This window comes from Streptomyces sp. NBC_01808 (assembly GCF_035917395.1).
Classification (GTDB): domain Bacteria; phylum Actinomycetota; class Actinomycetes; order Streptomycetales; family Streptomycetaceae; genus Streptomyces.
This window is the reverse complement of sequence record NZ_CP109072.1, coordinates 2,505,018-2,523,024: the sequence shown is the minus strand read 5'-3', so window position 1 is coordinate 2,523,024 and position 18,007 is coordinate 2,505,018. Positions and strand designations below refer to the sequence as shown.

Here is an 18,007-nt window from a genome sequence, read left to right as displayed (position 1 = left end):
GCATGAGGCACGTGAACCGCGTCCTGCTCTGCGCCTCGCTGCTGGTGACCGCCCTCGTCTTCCAGGTCACCGTGCTCGCCCGGCTCCATCTGCCCGGCGCCGTACCCGATCTGACGCTCCTCGTCGTCCTCGCCCTCGCGATGGTCTACGGGCACGTCGGCGGCGCCCTCGTCGGCTTCACCGCCGGCCTGCTCGCCGACATCGCGCCGCCCGCCGACCACGCCGTGGGCCGCTACGCCCTCGTGCTCGCCGTCATCGGCTACCTCGCCGGGCTCATCAAGCCCGAGTCCGGCCAGGTGCGTACCGCCGCGGGCCCGATGATGGTCGTCGGCTGCGCCGCCGTCGGCTCCACGCTGCTGTACGCGGGCGTCGGCGCCCTCGTCGGCGAGGGCTCGGTGCGCGGCGTGGGCCTGGGCAGCCTGGTCTTCACCGCCGCGATCTACGATCTGCTGCTCGCCCCGTTCACCGTGCCCCTGGTGATGGCGCTGGCCCGCAAGGCCGACCGGGACACGACCGCCGAGGCCGCCGAGACCGCCACCGGCGGCTCGGCCGCGGGCGACTCCTCGTACCGCTGGCTCGCCGGCGGCACGGCCAGCCGCACCGCCGTCAAGCGCGCCCGCTCCTACGGCCGCGGCGGCATCGGCCGGCAGCGGGGCAACCTGTTCGGCCCCAAGTCCAAGTCCGCCAAGGCCACCCGCATCAAAGGGGTGAAGCGGCTGTGACCAACATCCCGGAGACCGGCAAGTCCACCCGGGTCACCGTCCGGCTCGTCAGCATCCAGGTCCTCGTCCTCTCGCTGCTGCTCACGCTCGGCGGCCGGCTGTGGTACCTGCAGATCCGCAACGGCGACGAGTACGAGGCGGAGGCCGCGGGCAACCACGTCCAGCAGGTCATCGAGCCCGCCGTACGCGGCTCCATCCTCGACTCCCGCGGCGAACCGCTCGCCGACAACGAGACCCGCCTCGTGGTCTCCGCCAGCCGCACCGACCTGATGAAGATGGACGACGACGGCGAGGCGATACTGACCAAGCTCGCGGACGTGCTCGGCATGGACCCCGAGACCGTCATGGAGCGGGTCCGGCTCTGCGACGCCAAGACCCCCAAGCCCTGCTGGAACGGCTCCCCGTACCAGCCCATCCCCATCACCGACGAGGCCACGGCCCGCCAGGCGCTGCAGATCCGCGAGCGCGCCGAGGAGTTCCCCGGCATCACCGCGGAGCCCAGCGCCGTCCGCCGCTACGGCTCGCCGAACGACGCGAACACCGCCCAGGTGCTCGGCTACCTCTCCCCGGTCACCGACGAGGAGATCGCCGCCGCCGAGGACAGCGACAACCCGCTGCTGCGCACCGACCAGATCGGCCGCTCGGGCCTGGAGCGCTCCTACGACTCCGAGCTGCGCGGCCAGGCCGGGGTGACGAGCTACCGCGTCGACAAGCTCGGCCGGGTGATAGGAGAGGCCGACAAGCAGCCGGGCGTGCCCGGCTCCAACCTGGTCACGAGCATCGACTCGCGGGTGCAGTCGCTGGCCGAGGTCGAGCTGGAGAAGGCGATGAAGGAGGCCCGCACCCAGTTCGACGACAACACCGGCACGAACTACAAGGCGGACTCCGGCGCGATGGTGGTGATGGAGGCCGACACCGGCCGCATCGTCGCCATGGCGTCCAACCCGTCGTACGACCCGAACGACTGGGTCGGCGGCATCGACTCCGGCACGTACAAGAGGCTCACCGGCAAGAAGGCCAACTACCCGCTGCTCAACCGGGCGATCCAGGGCCAGTCGGCCCCCGGCTCGATCTTCAAGCCGATCCCGACGGCGGCCGCGGTCAACGCCGGGTACGACTTCGACGGCAGCTACGAGTGCAGCAGCGACTACAGCATCGGCGGCCAGGTCTTCAAGAACTTCGAGTCGCAGAGCTACGGCGCCATCGGCCTCGGCCGCGCGCTGGAGGTCTCCTGCGACACGGTCTACTACCGGCTCGCGCACCAGGAGTGGCAGAACGACGGCGGCAACAAGCCGAAGAAGAAGCCCGACGACTGGTTCTACAAGACCGCCCACCAGTTCGGCCTCGGCGCGGAGACCGGCGTCGACCTGCCCAACGAGGTCACCGGCCGGGTGCCCGACCGGCAGTGGAAGAAGGACTACTGGCGGGCCAACAAGGACGCCTGGTGCAAGCAGGGCAAGAAGGACGGCGGCTACGCCGAGCGCATCGCGTACGAGAACTGCCGGGAGGGCATGCAGATGCGTGCCGGTGACTCCGTCAACTACTCCATCGGCCAGGGCGACACGCTCGTCACCCCGATACAGATGGCGACGATGTACGCGGCACTCGCCAACGGCGGCACGCTCTACCAGCCGACCATCGGCAAGGCCATCGTCAGCGCCGACGGCAAGAAGGTCGACATGATCGAGCCGAAGCCGCACGGCAAGCTGCCGATGGACAAGGAGACGCGCGCCGCCATGGACGATGCCCTCGCGGGCGTCGCCACCCGCGGCACCGCCGCCTGGCGCTTCGGCGGCTGGCCGCAGGACAAGATCCCGATGCACGCGAAGACCGGTACCGCCGAGGTCTACGGCAAGCAGACGACGTCGTGGTTCGCGACGTACACCGAGGACTACACGATCGTCATGACCATGTCCCAGGGCGGCACCGGCTCCGGCGCCTCGGCGCCCGCGGTGCGCGCCGTCTACGACGCGCTCTACGGCGTCGGCGGCAAGAAGAAGGCGCTGCTGCCCGAGCCGGAGAAGAAGCTGCCGAAGATCTCGCCGGACGGCAGGATCGAGGCGCGATGACGGCCGCAGAGGGGTACTCGGTCCGGCGCTTCACCCCCGAGCTGGGCACGTGGGGCAGGCTGACCGCGCGCGACTCGCTGGTGCGCCGGGTCGACTGGATGCTGATGTTCTCCGGGCTCGCGCTGTCCGTCCTGGGCACGGCGCTGGTCTGGTCGGCGACCCGCAACCGCGACGACCTCACCGGCGGCGACCCGTACTTCTTCGTGATAAGGCACGCGATCTTCACCACCATCGGCATCGCGCTGATGGCCGCCACCGTCTGGGTCGGCCACCGCACGCTGCGCGGGGTGGTGCCGGTGCTGTACGGGCTGTCGCTGGTGCTCGTCGCGATGGTGCTCAGCCCGCTGGGCAGCACCATCAACGGCTCCCGCGCCTGGCTCGACCTCGGCGGCGGCTTCACGGTCCAGCCGGCCGAGTTCACCAAGATCACGATCATCCTGGGGATGGCGATGATCCTCGCCGCCCGGGTCGACGCGGGCGACCGCGTGCACCCCGACCACCGCACCGTCGTGCAGGCCCTCGGCCTGGCCGCGGTGCCCATCGGGATCGTCGTGCTGATGCCGGACCTCGGCTCGGCGATGGTGCTGACGTCGATCGTGCTGGGCGTGCTGCTGGCCTCCGGCGCGTCGAACCGCTGGGTGCTGGGGCTGGTGCTGGCGGGCGTCGGCGGCGCGGCGCTGATCGTCTCGCTGGGCATGCTCGACGAGTACCAGGTCGCCCGCTTCGCCGCCTTCGCCAACCCGGCGCTCGACCCGGCGGGCGTCGGCTACAACACCAACCAGGCCCGTATCGCCATCGGCTCCGGCGGCGCGACCGGCAAGGGCCTGGGCGAAGGCAGCCAGACGACCGGCCAGTTCGTGCCCGAGCAGCAGACCGACTTCATCTTCACGGTCGCGGGCGAGGAGCTGGGCTTCGTCGGCGCGGGGCTCATCCTGGTGCTGCTCGGCGTGATGCTGTGGCGGGCGTGCCGGATCGCGCGGGACGCCAGCGACCTGTACGGCACGATCGTGGCGGCGGGCGTGGTGGCGTGGTTCGCGTTCCAGGCGTTCGAGAACATCGGGATGACGCTCGGCATCATGCCGGTGGCGGGTCTGCCGCTGCCGTTCGTCAGCTACGGCGGCTCGTCGATGTTCGCGGTGTGGATCGCGGTGGGGCTGCTGCAGTCCATCAAGGCGCAGCGGCCCCTGTCCGCCTGAGAGCGCTGCTACGAGGTGAGGCCCCGGTGCTGCGCAGCCGGGGCCCGCCCGCGCTACAGCCGCCGCAGGAACAGCACGCCCACCCCCGCCGCCACCCCCAGCAGCACCGCGGCCACCCCCGGGGCCAGCCGCCCGCCGCGGCCCAGCGCACCGTCCACGGAGACCAGCCCCGCCCCGGTCAGCGCCAGCGCCACACCCGCGGCGCCGAGCAGGAACTCGTACTCGATGCCCCGCGGGTCCGTCGCGGCGATCGGACCGCTCCAGTCGAAGCCCCACTTGAGGGCGACCGCGTTGATCATCACGCCGATCACCGCGGCGGCCGCCAACGGGGTGAGGAAGCCGACGACCAGCGCGAACCCGCCGACGATCTCGCTCAGCCCGAGCACCCACGTCATCGTCCGCCCGGAGGGATAGCCGGCCCCGGCCAGCGCCGCCGCCGTCGAGTCGAACCCCGGGCCATCGAACCAGCCGAGGAGCTTCTGCGCCCCGTGCCCCGCCAGGATCACGCCGACCACCGCCCGCAGCACCAGCAGCCCGGCGTCCACACCGGTCACGCCCTCGTCGATGTCCTCGGCGTAGCTGATGGCGGGGATGGTGCGGGTCTGGGCCATGGGCGAGCTCCTTGTCGTTCCAGGCGCGACGCTAGGACACCCCCGGGACCCTCGCCACCCGGCACATTCCCGCGATCCGGCGCCGCGCACCTCATGACCAATCGCCCATCCGCGGCTAAATTCGATTCATGGTGGACACGGTGCGCGAGATCGAGCGGAAGTACGAGGCCACGGCGGGCACCCGCGAACTGCCCCCGCTGCCGGACCTGACAGGCGTCGACGGCGTCGCGTCGGTGATCGACCAGGGCACCGCCCTGCTCGACGCCGTCTACTACGACACCGCCGCCCGCCGGCTGGCGGCCGACGGCATCACCCTGCGCCGCCGCACGGGCGGCGACGACGCGGGCTGGCATCTGAAACTGCCGGTGGCCGCGGGCGTACGCGACGAGATCCGTGCCCCGCTCGGCGAGGGCATCCCGCGCCGCCTCGCGGCCCTCGTCCGCTCCCGTACGCGCGACGCCGAGCTGGCGCCCGTCGTCCGCATCCGCACGGAGCGGGACGTCTACCAACTGCTCGACGCGGACGGCGAACCGGTCGCGGAGGTCTCCGTCGACCGGGTGACCGCGAAGCGCCCGGAGACGGGGGCGACGGCGGAATGGGCCGAGGTCGAGGCCGAGCTGAGCGCCGGGGGAGACCCGGAGGTGCTGGACGCGGTGGACGCGGTGCTGACCGGCGCGGGGCTGCGGCGCTCCGCGGCGGCGTCGAAGCTGGCGCGAGCGCTGGCGGAGACGGACGAGAAGAAGCCGAAGAGCGACAAGAAGAGCGACAAGAAGTCGAAAGACGGCAAGGACGGCAAGGGCGGCAAGAAGAAGAGCGCGGACAAGAAGAAGGCGGGTAAGAAGAGCAAAGGCAAGAAGGGGGACAAGAAGAAGGCCGCCGGCAAGAAGCCCGTCGAGCCCGCCGCCCGCCCCGCCGGCGACCTCGTCCTCGACTATGTACGCGCCCAGATCACCGCAGTCGTCGCGCTCGACCCCGCCGTCCGCCGCGACCAGCCCGACGCCGTGCACCAGATGCGCGTCGCCAGCCGCCGGCTGCGCAGCACCTTCCGCAGCTACCGCGCCGTGCTCGACCGCACCGTCACCGACCCGGTCTCCGCGGAACTGCGCTGGCTGGCCGGCGAGCTCGGCGTCGACCGCGACCGCGAGGTGCTCACCGAGCGCATCCACGCCGGCCTCGCGGAACTGGACCGACCGCTCGTCCTCGGCCCCGTCCGCGGGCGGCTGCGCACCTGGTCCGCCGCCCGCCGCACCGGCTCCCGGCGCCGTATCGTCGCCGTGCTCGACGGCCGCCGCTACCTCGCCCTGCTCGACGCCCTGGACGGCATCCTCACCGACCCGCCGCTGCGCACCGCCGCAGGACGCCCCGCGGAGCCCGTCCTGCGCGAGGCGGTCGACCGCCAGTACCGGCGCTTCGCCGGCTCCCTACAGGAGACCTTCGACCTCGCGCCGGGTCCCGACCGCGACACCGCCATCCACGAGACCCGCAAGGCCGCCAAGCGCACCCGCTACGCCGCCGAGGTCGCCCGCCCCGCCCTGGGCCGGGAGGCCAAGACCGTCACGTCGCTGATGCGGGAGGTCCAGCAGCTGCTGGGCGACTACCAGGACGGGGTGCTGGCGCGGTCCGCGCTGCGCGAGATCGCGGTGCAGGCGCAGGCCGCGGGGGAGCCCTCGTTCACGTACGGCGTCCTCTACGCGCGCGAGGAGGCGCGCGCGGCGGAGCTGCGCGACCGGCTCCCGCGGCTGTCGCGGAAGCATCTCTGAGCAGCGCGAAGAGGGGCACACGCGGGGCGCGCGATACGCTGAATGGTCACGCGTACGTACCACAGGACCGCCGAGGACAGCTTTCCCGATGACTGCCGTGCCCGCACCCACCGTCGAGTCGGTCTTCCCCCGCCTGGAAGCCCTCCTCCCGCACGTCCAGAAGCCGATCCAGTACGTCGGCGGTGAGCTGAACTCCACCGTCAAGGACTGGGACGCGGTCGACGTCCACTGGGCGCTCATGTACCCGGACGCGTACGAGGTCGGCCTGCCCAACCAGGGCGTCATGATCCTCTACGAGGTGCTGAACGAGCGGCCGGACACCCTCGCCGAGCGCACGTACAGCGTGTGGCCGGACCTGGAGGAGCTGATGCGCGCGCACGACGTGCCGCAGTTCACCGTGGACAGCCACCGCCCCGTGCGCGCCTTCGACCTGTTCGGCGTCTCCTTCTCCACCGAGCTGGGCTACACCAACCTGCTGACCGCCCTCGACCTCGCGGGCATCCCGCTGGCCGCCGCCGACCGCGGCGACGACGACCCGATCGTCGTCGCCGGCGGACACGCCGCGTTCAACCCGGAGCCGATCGCCGCCTTCGTGGACTGCGCGGTGATCGGCGACGGCGAGCAGGCCGTGCTGACGATGACCGGCATCGTCAAGGTGTGGAAGGCCGAAGGCCGCCCGGGCGGGCGCGAGGAGCTGCTGCTGCGGCTGGCGAAGACGGGCGGGGTGTACGTCCCGTCGTTCTACGACGTGGAGTACCTGCCCGACGGCCGCATCGCCCGGGTCGTACCGAACCGCTCCGGCGTGCCGTGGCGGGTCTCGAAGCACACCGTCATGGACCTCGACGAGTGGCCGTACCCGAAGCAGCCGCTGGTGCCGATGGCCGAGACCGTGCACGAGCGGATGAGCGTGGAGATCTTCCGCGGCTGCACCCGCGGCTGCCGTTTCTGCCAGGCCGGCATGATCACCCGGCCGGTACGGGAGCGCAGCATCACCGGCATCGGCGAGATGGTCGACAGGGGCCTGAAGGCCACCGGCTTCGAGGAGGTCGGCCTGCTGTCGCTGTCGTCGGCCGACCACAGCGAGATCGGCGACGTCGCCAAGGGCCTCGCCGACCGCTACGAGGAGGACAAGGTCGGCCTGTCGCTGCCCTCCACCCGGGTCGACGCCTTCAACATCGACCTGGCCAACGAGCTGACGCGCAACGGCCGCCGCTCCGGCCTGACCTTCGCCCCCGAGGGCGCCACGGAGCGCATCCGCAAGGTCATCAACAAGATGGTCTCGGAGGAGGACCTGATCCGCACCGTCGCCACCGCATACGGCAACGGCTGGCGGCAGGTCAAGCTCTACTTCATGTGCGGGCTGCCGACCGAGACCGACGAGGACGTCGTGCAGATCGCGGACATGGCGGCCAAGGTCATCGCCAAGGGCCGCGAGGTCGCGCGGTCCAACGACATCCGCTGCACCGTCTCCATCGGCGGCTTCGTGCCCAAGCCGCACACGCCCTTCCAGTGGGCCCCGCAGCTCTCCGCCGAGGACACCGACGCCCGGCTGGAGCAGTTGCGCGACCGCATCCGCGCCGACAAGCGGCACGGCCGCGCCATCGGCTTCCGATACCACGACGGCAAGCCCGGCATCGTCGAGGGCCTGCTCTCCCGCGGCGACCGCCGCGTCGGCGACGTCATCCGCGCGGTCTACGAGGACGGCGGCCGCTTCGACGGCTGGCGGGAGCACTTCTCGTACGAGCGCTGGATGCGCTCCGCGGAGAAGGCCCTGCCGGCGCACGGCGTGGACGTCGACTGGTACACGACCCGCGAGCGCTCCTACGAGGAGGTCCTGCCCTGGGACCACCTGGACTCCGGTCTGGACAAGGACTGGCTCTGGGAGGACTGGCAGGACGCGCTCGACGAGACCGAGGTCGAGGACTGCCGCTGGACGCCCTGCTTCGACTGCGGCGTCTGCCCGCAGCTCGACACCGAGATCCAGATCGGCCCGACGGGCAAGAAGCTGCTGCCGCTGAGCGTGGTCAACGGCCGGACGGGCGGAAACGACGGTTGACGCGGGCCGGCCTTCGGGCCGGCTGACGAGACCCGCACGCGCGGGCGATAAAACGGGTGAGCCCCGGGCCTGAACGCCGGTCCCGGGGCTTTTCCGTGCCCATGCACGTCGGAATTCATGGCATTCCGCCGCCGCATTTCCGGGTTACGCCGACAATCGCACCATTGCTCCGCACGGGGGACTCGTACGCGATTATTCCGGGTGCCGTGTCGTCGGCGCGCCGCCCTCGTTTCGAATAACGAAGGTGGGGCTTCGGAAGAACAGCCGTCGCTCCGACGGTAAGGAATTCGCCCGAAGACTCCGTGGCGGAAAGGATGCCAAGTGAAATACGTCAAGTCTGCCGTGGTCCTGTGCGGTGCCGCCCTGGCGCTCGGCACTGCCGGCCAGGCGGGCGCAATCGACCCCGGGCTCACCAGCCCGGACCTGAGCCTGGACGCCGCGGCCCAGCAGGCCGTGGAGGGTCTGGTCAACCGGCCCGCGACCGAGCTGGTGCAGCACAGCCTGCCGGTCGACGGACCGGCGGTCCGGGAGCTCACCCGGCCGGTCGACGAAGCGGCGCACGACGTCATCCAGGGCGTCCTGCCGCAGAACACCCTGGCGCCCGCCGGCGCGGAGTCGCGCGGCGGCTCCTGAGCGGTCGGTTTCGCTCCGGACATAATCCGATCGTTCGAACGGGCGGTTTCGGATAACTCACTCAAGGGTGCGGAGTTGTGCAGCGTGCCCGCATCGTTGTTCCCTCAGGTGGAAAAGGAAAGAACATCATGAAGAAGTACCTGAAGACCGCGGCGGTTGCCGTCACCATGCTCGGCGCCTCGGCGCTGGCCGCCCCGCAGGCGCTGGCCGCCGACGACACCGGCGACGGCCCGTACGCCAACGGCAACGGCTCGACGCAGGCCTACGGCAACACCCAGACGGGCGGCTACATGAGCCCGAACATGAGCCTGATCAACGGCTCGTTCAACGAGCCCTGCATCGCGCTGCCGCAGGTCGCGAAGAACGTGAAGCACATCGGCCCCCTGCCCGGCGCCATCGGCGTGGACGAGGTCCTGAGCCAGAACCAGAACCAGACCTGCGCCAAGAACTCCAGCGCGGACCAGGGCGACGCCCCGCTGTCCCACCTGCTGGAAGACTTCCCGATCCTCTCGGGCAACGGCGCGGGCAACGAAGCCGGCTGAGTCCCGCACCACACGGGGATCCCGGTATCCGGCCCGGGGCGAGTCCTACTCGTCCCGGGCCGGGGCCTTGTGCGGGCGGGGCACGTACGGCGGTCGCGTACCGCGGTCACGGCCCACGGGGCACGCAGACGGCCCGCGGAGTGTTCTCCGCGGGCCGTCTGCGCCGGGTCTCCGGGCGGCGGCGCTCAGCCGACGAGACCCCCGACGAAGGGGCCGACCGTCGGCAGCTCCGACAACGACGCGCCCTCGGCCAGCGGCCCGGTGACCGCCGCCGTGCTCACCGGCGCACCGCCCTCGCCGACCGCGGTTTCCACCGAGTTGTCCAGCGGGTCGGAGCCGGTCCTGGCCAGCGGGTTGAGCTGGAGGGCCGTCAGCGGTGCGAGCGCCGTGCGCTTGCTCGTGTCCAGGCCCTCGCCGACGCCGGTCAGCGCCGCGGCGACCTGGTTGGTGTCGATCTGGTTGTCCTTGCCGACCTTCAGTTCGTCCAGCGTGTCCAGCGCCGTGCTCGTCGGGCCGTCCGCGGGCGCCGCGGCCGCCCCGGCGGCTCCGCCGGCCGCGAGCGCGGAGCCGGCCGCCGCCGCGATCAGGCCGGCGCGCAGCAGGGCGCGATGCGTACGGGAGGGGAATCGGGAGGCGTGCTGGCCCATGGTCACCACCAGTGAGGAAACGACACTTTCAGTGTCATGCTTTCACAAACCCCTTGATTACCGGAAATTCTCCCTTGCGCCTCACCGTGCGCATTCGCCTCAACTGATTTGTGAATACGCTGTGACCTCCGGTTATCCGGTTGCCGCGGCCCTCCGAACCCCGTAAGCATGGGTCGATGCCGCAACTGACCACCCCCCACATTCGATTCCGCGCCTCCTTCGCCGGGGCGATGAAGGAGTTCGAGGCCGAGGGCAGGGGCGCGGTCGGCGACGACACGTCCATCGGCCAGGACCTGCGCCGCTGGCGCCGGCGCTGGCACGACCCCGCGGTCTTCGCCTCGTACGTCGCGGGGCTGCGCGCCGAGGCCGACGAGACGATCCCGATGATCCGCCCCGGCTGGGTGCACTGCACCACGCTCTGGTACGTGGACGGGGACGCCTATCTCGGCCGGATCGCCATCCGGCACTCGCTCACCGGCTGGCTGCGGGAGCAGGGCGGGCACATCGGCTACGACGTCCGCCCCACCGCCCGCCGCCGCGGCCACGCCACCGCCATGCTGCGCGAGGCGCTGCCCGTGGCCCGCGGTCTGGGGCTTGCGGAGGTGCTGGTGACCTGCGACCACGACAACGTGGCGTCGCGGAAGGTCATCGAGGCCAACGGGGGCGTGTTCGAGGACCGGCGGGGGCTCAAGCTGCGGTACTGGGTCGTCACGGGGGAGGCGAAGGGGTAGCGCGGCGGGCGGCCCGTGGCGGCGCGGGCGGCCGGCGCGGTGTCCGTACGACGTGGAGGAAAGGCCGACTGAGCGGAGCCGCCGGAAAAGCGGGCACGTACCCTGGGGGCAGGACAAGCTCACGGACGAAGGACTGACGACTCTGGGCAAGCGACAGCCCGAAGGCCCGCCGCCCGCACCCGCGGTGCAGCGCATCCGACTCCGCTACACCAAGCGCGGCCGCCTCCGGTTCAACAGTCACCGCGACTTCCAGCGCGCCTTCGAGCGGGCGCTGCGCCGGGCCGAGGTGCCCATGGCGTACTCCGCGGGATTCACCCCCCACCCCAAGGTCTCGTACGCGAACGCGGCCCCCACGGGGACCGCGAGCGAGGCCGAGTACCTGGAGATCGCGCTCGCCGAGGCCCGCGACCCGGAGCTGCTGCGCGCGCTGCTCGACGAGTCCCTGCCCGCCGGGCTCGACGTCGTCGACGCCGTCGAGGCCCGCGCCCCGGGACTCGCCGACCGGCTGGGGGCTTCGGTGTGGGAACTGCGGCTCGACGGCGTGCCGCCCGCCACCGCGCAGGAGGCGGTCCGCGCCTTCCTCGCCGCGGAGACGGTCGAGGTGGAACGGCAGACGAAGAAGGGGATGAGAACCTTCGACACGCGCGGCGCGGTGGCCGCGCTCGACGTGCTCCCGGCCGGGGGCGATAGGCCGCAGGCGGGTCCTTGTGCGATACTGCGCCTGGTAGTGCGGCACCTGACACCTGCCGTACGACCCGACGACGTCCTGTCCGGCCTGCGAGTCGCGGCTGACCTGGCGCCGCCGGTCCCGGCAGCGGTGACCAGGCTGGCGCAGGGGCCGCTCGACGCGGAGACCGGCACGGTGACCGATCCGCTCGCGCCGGACCGCGACGATGCCACGGCCCTCGCCGCCACACCGCAGGTCGCGAGCGGAACCCCGCCCACGGCAGGGGACGGCACCGGATAGGGACGGTGTCGAAGCGCCGCCGGTGGACGAGGGAGCCACCCCGGGCCCGGCAGGCGCATGGACCAGCAGACTTTCGCCGGTCCGCCCGAGAAGGGCGGGTCCGGCGAGCGAGACAAGAGCCCTCGCGCGGCGCATACGTCCCGGGCGGTGGCCCTGTGCACGGCACGGGCGCCGCCGCCGTACGGGAGGTGGCGCCCGGGGGCGTGACGGGAGAACCGCCCGCATGCTCGAACCGATTGAGCCTTCGGAAGCGCAGTCGCCTTCCGCGGGCATCACCGGCGATGCCGGAGCCGCCGTCGGCGGCCCGCTCGACACCCCCAGCGACCGCCTGCCCTTCCGCCGCCGGCGTGCGGCGGCGGAGCCGGCGGGGGAGGTGCCGCAGAGAGCGACGCAGCCGACCACCGGAGAACCGGGGCCGGCGCTGACGTATGGGCCCGCCGGAGAGCCGGCGGGCGCGCCCGCGTCCGCGCTCGCCGAGCCGGCCGTGAACGTAGGAGAGGCCGCCGGACCGCCCGCGGCCGTGGACCGGGAGATCACCGCCGGCACGGCGGCGGCGGAGCCGGATGCCGGCACCGCGGCCGCCCCGCCGGCGAGGCGTTCGCGGCGCAGGGTCGTACGCGACGCCGGCACGCCGGAGGCTGCCGCACCGGACACCGTCGTGGTGCCGGTGGGCGAGCAGCCCGGGCCCGCGGCGTCCGGGCACACCGTGCCCGTGTCCGGCCAGGAGCCGGCAGCCGGGGCCGCGCCGCCGCGGAGGCGGCGGGTCGTACGGGACGCGGGGACGCCGCAGGCGGCGGCCGCCGCCGAGCCCGTACCGCAGCCCGCCGCGGCCGGTGACGCCGCCACCACAGACCACCATGACAGCACCAACGAGGGAGCCCACACCGTGGCCGACAACGAAACAGAGGCCGACGGCGCCGACTCTTCCGCCGATTCCGGCCCGCGCCGCAGGCGCCGCCGGGTGACCCGCACGGCGGCCACCCCGGTCGCCGGCACGGAGGCGGCGGCGCAGCCGGCGGCACCGGAGCAGGCCGACGAGGCCGCGCCGCAGGCGGCGACGGAGGCCGGGACCGGCCCCGCCGCCGCGGAGGCCCGGCCGGAGCCGGACGCCGACGCCGTCCCGAAGGGCCGCAAGCGCCGTCGGGTCGTACGCAGCGCCGGTACCCCGGAGGCCGTGGAACCGGCCGCCGACGCCGCCCAGGCCGCGCCCGCCGAGACCCCGGCGGCCGACGAGGAGCCGGCGCCGCGCGCCCGTCGCGTACGCCGCCGCACGACCGCCGCCGAGGCCGCCGGTGCCGCGGAGCCCGCGGCCGACGCCGCGCCCGGCGACCAGACCACCGCCGCGCCCGCCGCCGAGGACGCCGCCGAGCCCGCCGCGGGCACCCGGCGCCGCAGGTCCCGCCGGGTCACGGCCCCCGCGGGCGAGCCCACCCACGTCGAGCCCGCCGCGGAAGCCCCCGCGCCCGTCGCCGACTCCGCTCCGGCCGCTGCCGAGACCGAGACCGAGACCGCTGCCGAGGCCGAGCCCGCCGCCACCGGCCGCCGCCGCACCCGCCGCGCGACCGCCCCGGCGGGTGAGCCCGCCGCCGAGGCCGGTGCCGCCCCCGAGCAGGCCGCCGACGAGACGCCCGCCGACTCCGGCACCTCCCGCCGCCGTACCCGCCGGGCCGCCGGCGCGGCCGCCGAGGAGGCCGCCGACGCCGACTCCGCCGCCCCCCGCCGCCGTACCCGCCGGGCCGCCGCCGCGGATGAGCCCGCGACGGGCGACCAGCCCGCGCCCGCGGAGGCCGCCGCCGGGCCCGACTCCGCGCCCCGCCGGCGCACCCGCCGCGCCGCTGCCGCCGCCGAGCCGGCCGTGGACGACGCCGCCGGGCAGTTCTCCGACGGCGGCGAGCAGGCGCCCGGCTTCGGCGCGGCGCCGCTCGCGCTGTTCCAGGCGCCCGTCTTCACCGAGCCCGCGTTCCAGACCCCGCAGCGTGCCGCCGCCGAGGCGGCGGTGGGGCCGGAGGAGGCCGAGGAGCCCGAGGAAGCCGACGAGACCGAGGCCGGGGCGGAAGCCGGGGCCGAGGCGCACGGCGAGACCGAGGACGGCGCCGCCGAGGACCGCGACGAGCAGGAGGAGGACGGCGAGGACCGCGGCCGCCGCCGGCGCCGCCGCGGCGGGCGGCGCAGGCGCCGCGGCGAGGGCGCCGAGGACGGCGACCTCGGCGACGAGGCCGCCGAGGACGGCGAGGAGGCCCGCGAGGCCGACGCCGAAGCCGCGGAGGGCGAGGCCGAGGACGGCGAACGCGCCAGAGGCGGCTCCTCCAGCACCAGCCGCAGGCGCCGCCGCCGGCGGCGCCGTACCGAGGGCGCGGACGGCTCCGAGGGGGCGCCCGACGACCCGGAGCGCACCGTCGTCAAGGTCCGCGAGCCCCGCGCCAAGTCCGAGCGCAGCGACGAGGTGCAGTCCATCAAGGGCTCCACCCGGCTGGAGGCCAAGAAGCAGCGCCGCCGCGAGGGCCGCGAGCAGGGCCGGCGGCGGGTGCCGATCATCACCGAGGCCGAGTTCCTGGCCCGCCGCGAGGCGGTGGAGCGCGTGATGGTGGTGCGCCAGCAGGGCGACCGTACGCAGATCGGCGTGCTGGAGGACAACGTCCTCGTCGAGCACTACGTCAACAAGGAGCAGTCGGCGTCGTACGTCGGCAACGTCTACCTCGGCAAGGTGCAGAACGTCCTGCCCTCCATGGAGGCGGCGTTCGTCGACATCGGCAAGGGCCGCAACGCCGTCCTCTACGCCGGCGAGGTCAACTTCGAGGCCCTCGGCCTCGCCAACAGCCCCCGTCGCATCGAGCACGCGCTGAAGTCCGGCCAGTCCGTCCTGGTCCAGGTCACCAAGGACCCCATCGGCCACAAGGGCGCCCGCCTGACCAGCCAGGTCTCGCTGCCGGGACGCTACCTCGTGTACGTGCCCGAGGGCTCGATGACCGGCATCAGCCGCAAGCTGCCCGACACCGAGCGGGCCCGGCTGAAGACCATCCTCAAGAAGATCGTCCCCGAGGACGCGGGCGTCATCGTCCGTACGGCCGCCGAGGGCGCCAGCGAGGACGAGCTGCGCCGGGACGTGGAGCGGCTGCAGAAGCAGTGGGAGGACATCCGCAGGAAGGCGAAGAGCGGGAACGCGCCCACGCTGCTGTACGGCGAGCCGGACATGACCGTCCGCGTCGTCCGCGACATCTTCAACGAGGACTTCTCGAAGGTCATCGTCAGCGGCGCGAAGGGATGGGACACCATCCACGGCTACGTCTCGCACGTGGCCCCGGACCTCGTCGAGCGGCTGTCGAAGTGGACGTCCGAGGTGGACGTCTTCGCCACGTACCGGATCGACGAGCAGTTGATGAAGGCGCTGGACCGCAAGGTGTGGCTGCCGTCGGGCGGTTCGCTGGTGATCGACAGGACCGAGGCGATGGTCGTGGTCGACGTCAACACCGGCAAGTTCACCGGCCAGGGCGGGAACCTGGAGGAGACGGTCACCAGGAACAACCTGGAGGCGGCCGAGGAGATCGTGCGGCAGCTCCGGCTGCGGGACCTCGGCGGCATCATCGTGATCGACTTCATCGACATGGTGCTGGAGTCCAACCGGGACCTGGTACTGCGCCGGCTGCTGGAGTGCCTGGGCCGCGACCGTACGAAGCACCAGGTCGCGGAGGTGACGTCGCTGGGGCTGGTGCAGATGACCCGCAAGCGGGTCGGGCAGGGCCTGCTGGAGTCGTTCTCCGAGCCGTGCGCGCACTGCAACGGGCGCGGCGTGATCGTGCACATGGACCAGGCCACGGCGGCCGGGGCCGGCGGCGGCAAGCGGAAGAAGAAGGGCAAGGAAGGCAAGGAAGGCAAGGAAGCGGCGAAGGACGTCAAGGACGTCCAGGGCGGCGGCGAGGCCGCGGCGGTCAAGGCCGCGCCCGCGGAACCGGCGGCCGAGCCCGTCGAGGCGGAGCGGCCGGAGGCCGGCGAGCCCGCGGAGGCGGTACGCCCGGCCCGTACGCGGCGGCGGGTGACCCGCAAGGCGATGTCGCCGGGCGGCACGCCGCAGGCGGCGGAGCCGGCGGGCGCGGAGCCCGGTATGGCGCCGGCCGCGGAGCCCGAGGCGGCGCCCGTGGCGGCCGTGGAGCCCGCGGAGGCGCCGGAGGCGGCCGCCGCGGAGACAGAGGCCGCGGAGAAGCCCCGGGCCCGTAAGAAGACCGCCGCCAAGCGCGCCTCCGCCAAGAAGGCCACGGCGAAGAAGGCCGCGGCCAAGAAGACGGCGAAGACCACCGCGAAGACCACCGCGAAGAAGGCCGCGACCAAGTCCGCCGCCACCAAGACGGCGACGAAGGCCACGGCCAAGAAGTCGGTCAAGAAGACCGCCGCGGCCGAGCAGGGCTCCCCGCCCTCGGTCTCCGCCACCACGGAGGACTGACGCCGCCCAGGCCGATGCCGTACGCCCCTCGCCCCGCCGGTCCGCCGGCGGGGAGAGGGCTTTCTGCCCCCTTTGTCCGCTCGCTTGACATCGCTTCCGGCGCCGGTTTGGATACACCGCACTCGAACGCGCGGGCGCCCCCACCGCACGGCAGTCGAGGCAGCAGTCGGCAGCCGTGCACCCCAGGGGGTCGTTCCTTCCATGTCCGTGTTCAAGCCCACCGGACGCCACCGGGCCGTGTCGCCGCGCAAGGGCGCGCGCCAGGCCGTCGCGCTGGCCACCGTCCTGTCCGCGGCCGGCGCGCACGCCGTGAGCAGCGCGGGCAGCGCGGCGGCGGAGCCGCGGGTGTGGATCGAGGGGCCGATCTTCAACGACCCGCTGGGCACCGTGGACGAGCAGCACGCGATCCGCACCCGGCTGATCGAGCTGACCGACGCGGCGGTCCCCGGCTCGGTGATCAAGGTGGCGGTCTACCACATCTGGGAGCAGCCGGTCGTGGACGCGCTCGTACGCGCCCGCGCGCGCGGCGTGAACGTGCAGGTGCTGCTGGACGAGTCGAGCCGCAGCGACCGGCCGGACAACACCATGTACGCGAGCCTGAAGGCGGCGCTCGGCACCAGCACGACGGCGGGGTCGTTCGTCAAGCTCTGCCCGGTCGACAAGTCCTGCCTCGGCGACCCGAAGTTCGGGGCGTCGATCATGCACAACAAGTTCTGGCTCTTCTCGGAGGTCGAGGGCGCCCGGAACGTCGTCGTCCAGACGACCTCCAACTCCACCCCCTCCGCGCACACGAAGTTCTTCAACGACGCGCTGCTGCTGCCGGACAACCCGGCGATGTACGGGGCGTACTCGGAGTACTTCCGCGACATGGTCGGCGCCCAGTGGTCGACCTGGCGCTACCGCGCGGTGACCGCCAGCAACGGCCTCTACAAGGCGTACTTCTTCCCCCGGTCCGGCACCACCAACAGCACGGACACGATCCACGCCGTCCTCGACAACGTGCGGTGCACGTACAAGGACGCCGCCGGCGTGACCCAGCGCACCCTGGTCCGGGTCGCGATCTTCAAGATCACCCGCAAGGCGATCGCCGACAAGCTCGTCTCACTGAAGAAGGCGGGCTGCGGCGTCAGCCTCGTCTACGCCGAGTCCGACAGCGCCGGGAGCCAGGGCGGCACCCCCGGCACCTGGGAGGTGCTGCACGCCTCCGGCGGGCCCTCGCTGCGCTGCTACAACGACGACCGCGACCCGCAGAACCCGGGCCAGAAGCTGACCACGCCGTACATCGTGCACAACAAGTACGTGCTGATCGACGGCATGTACGCCGGCTCCCGGGACAAGCTGGTCTTCACCGGCTCGCAGAACTTCACCGGCCCCGCGCTGCGCGAGAACGACGAGGCCGTCGTCAAGATCGACAGCGACCCCGTGCACGACACGTACCTCGGCCACTACACCTCGGTGCGGGACGTGGCGTGGCCCGGGACGGCCGACAAGACGAACCTGTGCCAGGGCGTGAAGTCGCTGCCCCAGGACGGCGAGCGCGCCTTCCGTTAGACCGGTTTGACCAGGCGGTCAAGGGGCCCGTAATCTGTATCGTCGGCGTGTCTGTATGACACGCCAGGCTCCTGAGCACATCCCTCC

General features: G+C 72.9%; 13 protein-coding genes. 11 read left to right on the top strand and 2 right to left on the bottom strand.

Annotation, left to right across the window (positions count from 1 at the left end; all coding sequences use genetic code 11):
• The first annotated feature begins 2 nt into the window (after positions 1 to 2).
• Genes mreD through rodA form a run of 3 tightly spaced genes read left to right on the top strand, consistent with a single transcriptional unit; the run spans position 3 to position 3,987 of the window.
• Entirely contained in the window at positions 3 to 722 is a 720-nt protein-coding gene (mreD, locus tag OG946_RS10690) for a rod shape-determining protein MreD (protein WP_326795899.1), read from the top strand.
• On the top strand, positions 719 to 2,791 hold the full coding sequence (gene mrdA / locus OG946_RS10685) for a penicillin-binding protein 2 (RefSeq protein WP_326795898.1): 2,073 nt from the start codon (positions 719 to 721) through the stop codon (positions 2,789 to 2,791). The genes mreD and mrdA overlap by 4 nt, the downstream gene beginning before the upstream one ends.
• Positions 2,788 to 3,987 carry a rod shape-determining protein RodA gene (gene rodA, locus OG946_RS10680; protein WP_326795897.1) on the top strand — a complete coding sequence of 400 codons (1,200 nt, stop codon included), beginning with the start codon at positions 2,788 to 2,790 and terminating at the stop codon, positions 3,985 to 3,987. Before mrdA ends, rodA begins: the two co-directional genes overlap by 4 nt.
• Before the next feature lie 53 nt (positions 3,988 to 4,040).
• Here rodA and OG946_RS10675 read toward each other — a convergent pair whose 3' ends face one another.
• Entirely contained in the window at positions 4,041 to 4,598 is a 558-nt protein-coding gene (locus OG946_RS10675; protein WP_326795896.1) for a DoxX family protein, read from the bottom strand.
• A 128-nt stretch (positions 4,599 to 4,726) separates the two neighbouring features.
• Between OG946_RS10675 and OG946_RS10670 the strand changes: the two genes are divergently transcribed.
• The 4 genes from OG946_RS10670 (at position 4,727) to OG946_RS10655 (ending at position 9,589) form a co-directional block, all read left to right on the top strand.
• Positions 4,727 to 6,358, top strand: coding sequence for a CYTH and CHAD domain-containing protein (locus tag OG946_RS10670; protein WP_326795895.1), 1,632 nt, complete (start codon positions 4,727 to 4,729; stop codon positions 6,356 to 6,358).
• An 88-nt stretch (positions 6,359 to 6,446) separates the two neighbouring features.
• Positions 6,447 to 8,414: a TIGR03960 family B12-binding radical SAM protein gene (locus OG946_RS10665; RefSeq protein ID WP_326795894.1), complete on the top strand. Its 1,968-nt coding sequence runs from the start codon at positions 6,447 to 6,449 to the stop codon at positions 8,412 to 8,414.
• Between the two features lie 321 nt (positions 8,415 to 8,735).
• Complete coding sequence (locus tag OG946_RS10660) at positions 8,736 to 9,047, top strand: hypothetical protein (RefSeq protein ID WP_326795893.1); 312 nt, start codon at positions 8,736 to 8,738, stop codon at positions 9,045 to 9,047.
• Between the two features lie 128 nt (positions 9,048 to 9,175).
• Complete coding sequence (locus OG946_RS10655) at positions 9,176 to 9,589, top strand: rodlin (protein WP_326795892.1); 414 nt, start codon at positions 9,176 to 9,178, stop codon at positions 9,587 to 9,589.
• Between the two features lie 185 nt (positions 9,590 to 9,774).
• On the opposite strand, the gene OG946_RS10650 is transcribed toward OG946_RS10655, so the two are convergent.
• A complete protein-coding gene (locus tag OG946_RS10650) occupies positions 9,775 to 10,236 on the bottom strand; it encodes a hypothetical protein (protein WP_326795891.1) in 462 nt (153 codons plus the stop codon).
• Positions 10,237 to 10,412: 176 nt separating this feature from the next.
• Here OG946_RS10650 and OG946_RS10645 point away from each other — a divergent pair, with 176 nt between their 5' ends.
• The 4 genes from OG946_RS10645 (at position 10,413) to OG946_RS10630 (ending at position 17,920) form a co-directional block, all read left to right on the top strand.
• Positions 10,413 to 10,967, top strand: a complete 555-nt coding sequence (locus tag OG946_RS10645) for a GNAT family N-acetyltransferase (protein ID WP_326795890.1) — start codon at positions 10,413 to 10,415, stop codon at positions 10,965 to 10,967.
• Between the two features lie 184 nt (positions 10,968 to 11,151).
• Positions 11,152 to 11,934, top strand: a complete 783-nt coding sequence (locus tag OG946_RS10640) for a TIGR03936 family radical SAM-associated protein (protein ID WP_326795889.1) — start codon at positions 11,152 to 11,154, stop codon at positions 11,932 to 11,934.
• Between the two features lie 223 nt (positions 11,935 to 12,157).
• A complete protein-coding gene (locus OG946_RS10635) occupies positions 12,158 to 16,369 on the top strand; it encodes an Rne/Rng family ribonuclease (RefSeq protein WP_326795888.1) in 4,212 nt (1,403 codons plus the stop codon).
• 201 nt (positions 16,370 to 16,570) lie between these two features.
• Positions 16,571 to 17,920, top strand: a complete 1,350-nt coding sequence (locus OG946_RS10630; RefSeq protein WP_326795887.1) for a phospholipase D-like domain-containing protein — start codon at positions 16,571 to 16,573, stop codon at positions 17,918 to 17,920.
• Positions 17,921 to 18,007: the final 87 nt, after the last annotated feature.

Coding starts and splice junctions, on each gene's coding strand:
- OG946_RS10650 (WP_326795891.1), bottom strand. CDS start 10,236: ATGGGCCAGCACGCCTCCCGATTCCCCTCCCGTACGCATCGCGCCCTG.
- OG946_RS10645 (WP_326795890.1), top strand. CDS start 10,413: ATGCCGCAACTGACCACCCCCCACATTCGATTCCGCGCCTCCTTCGCC.
- OG946_RS10670 (WP_326795895.1), top strand. CDS start 4,727: ATGGTGGACACGGTGCGCGAGATCGAGCGGAAGTACGAGGCCACGGCG.
- OG946_RS10630 (WP_326795887.1), top strand. CDS start 16,571: ATGTCCGTGTTCAAGCCCACCGGACGCCACCGGGCCGTGTCGCCGCGC.
- OG946_RS10635 (WP_326795888.1), top strand. CDS start 12,158: ATGCTCGAACCGATTGAGCCTTCGGAAGCGCAGTCGCCTTCCGCGGGC.
- OG946_RS10665 (WP_326795894.1), top strand. CDS start 6,447: ATGACTGCCGTGCCCGCACCCACCGTCGAGTCGGTCTTCCCCCGCCTG.
- OG946_RS10675 (WP_326795896.1), bottom strand. CDS start 4,598: ATGGCCCAGACCCGCACCATCCCCGCCATCAGCTACGCCGAGGACATC.
- rodA (WP_326795897.1), top strand. CDS start 2,788: ATGACGGCCGCAGAGGGGTACTCGGTCCGGCGCTTCACCCCCGAGCTG.
- OG946_RS10655 (WP_326795892.1), top strand. CDS start 9,176: ATGAAGAAGTACCTGAAGACCGCGGCGGTTGCCGTCACCATGCTCGGC.
- mreD (WP_326795899.1), top strand. CDS start 3: ATGAGGCACGTGAACCGCGTCCTGCTCTGCGCCTCGCTGCTGGTGACC.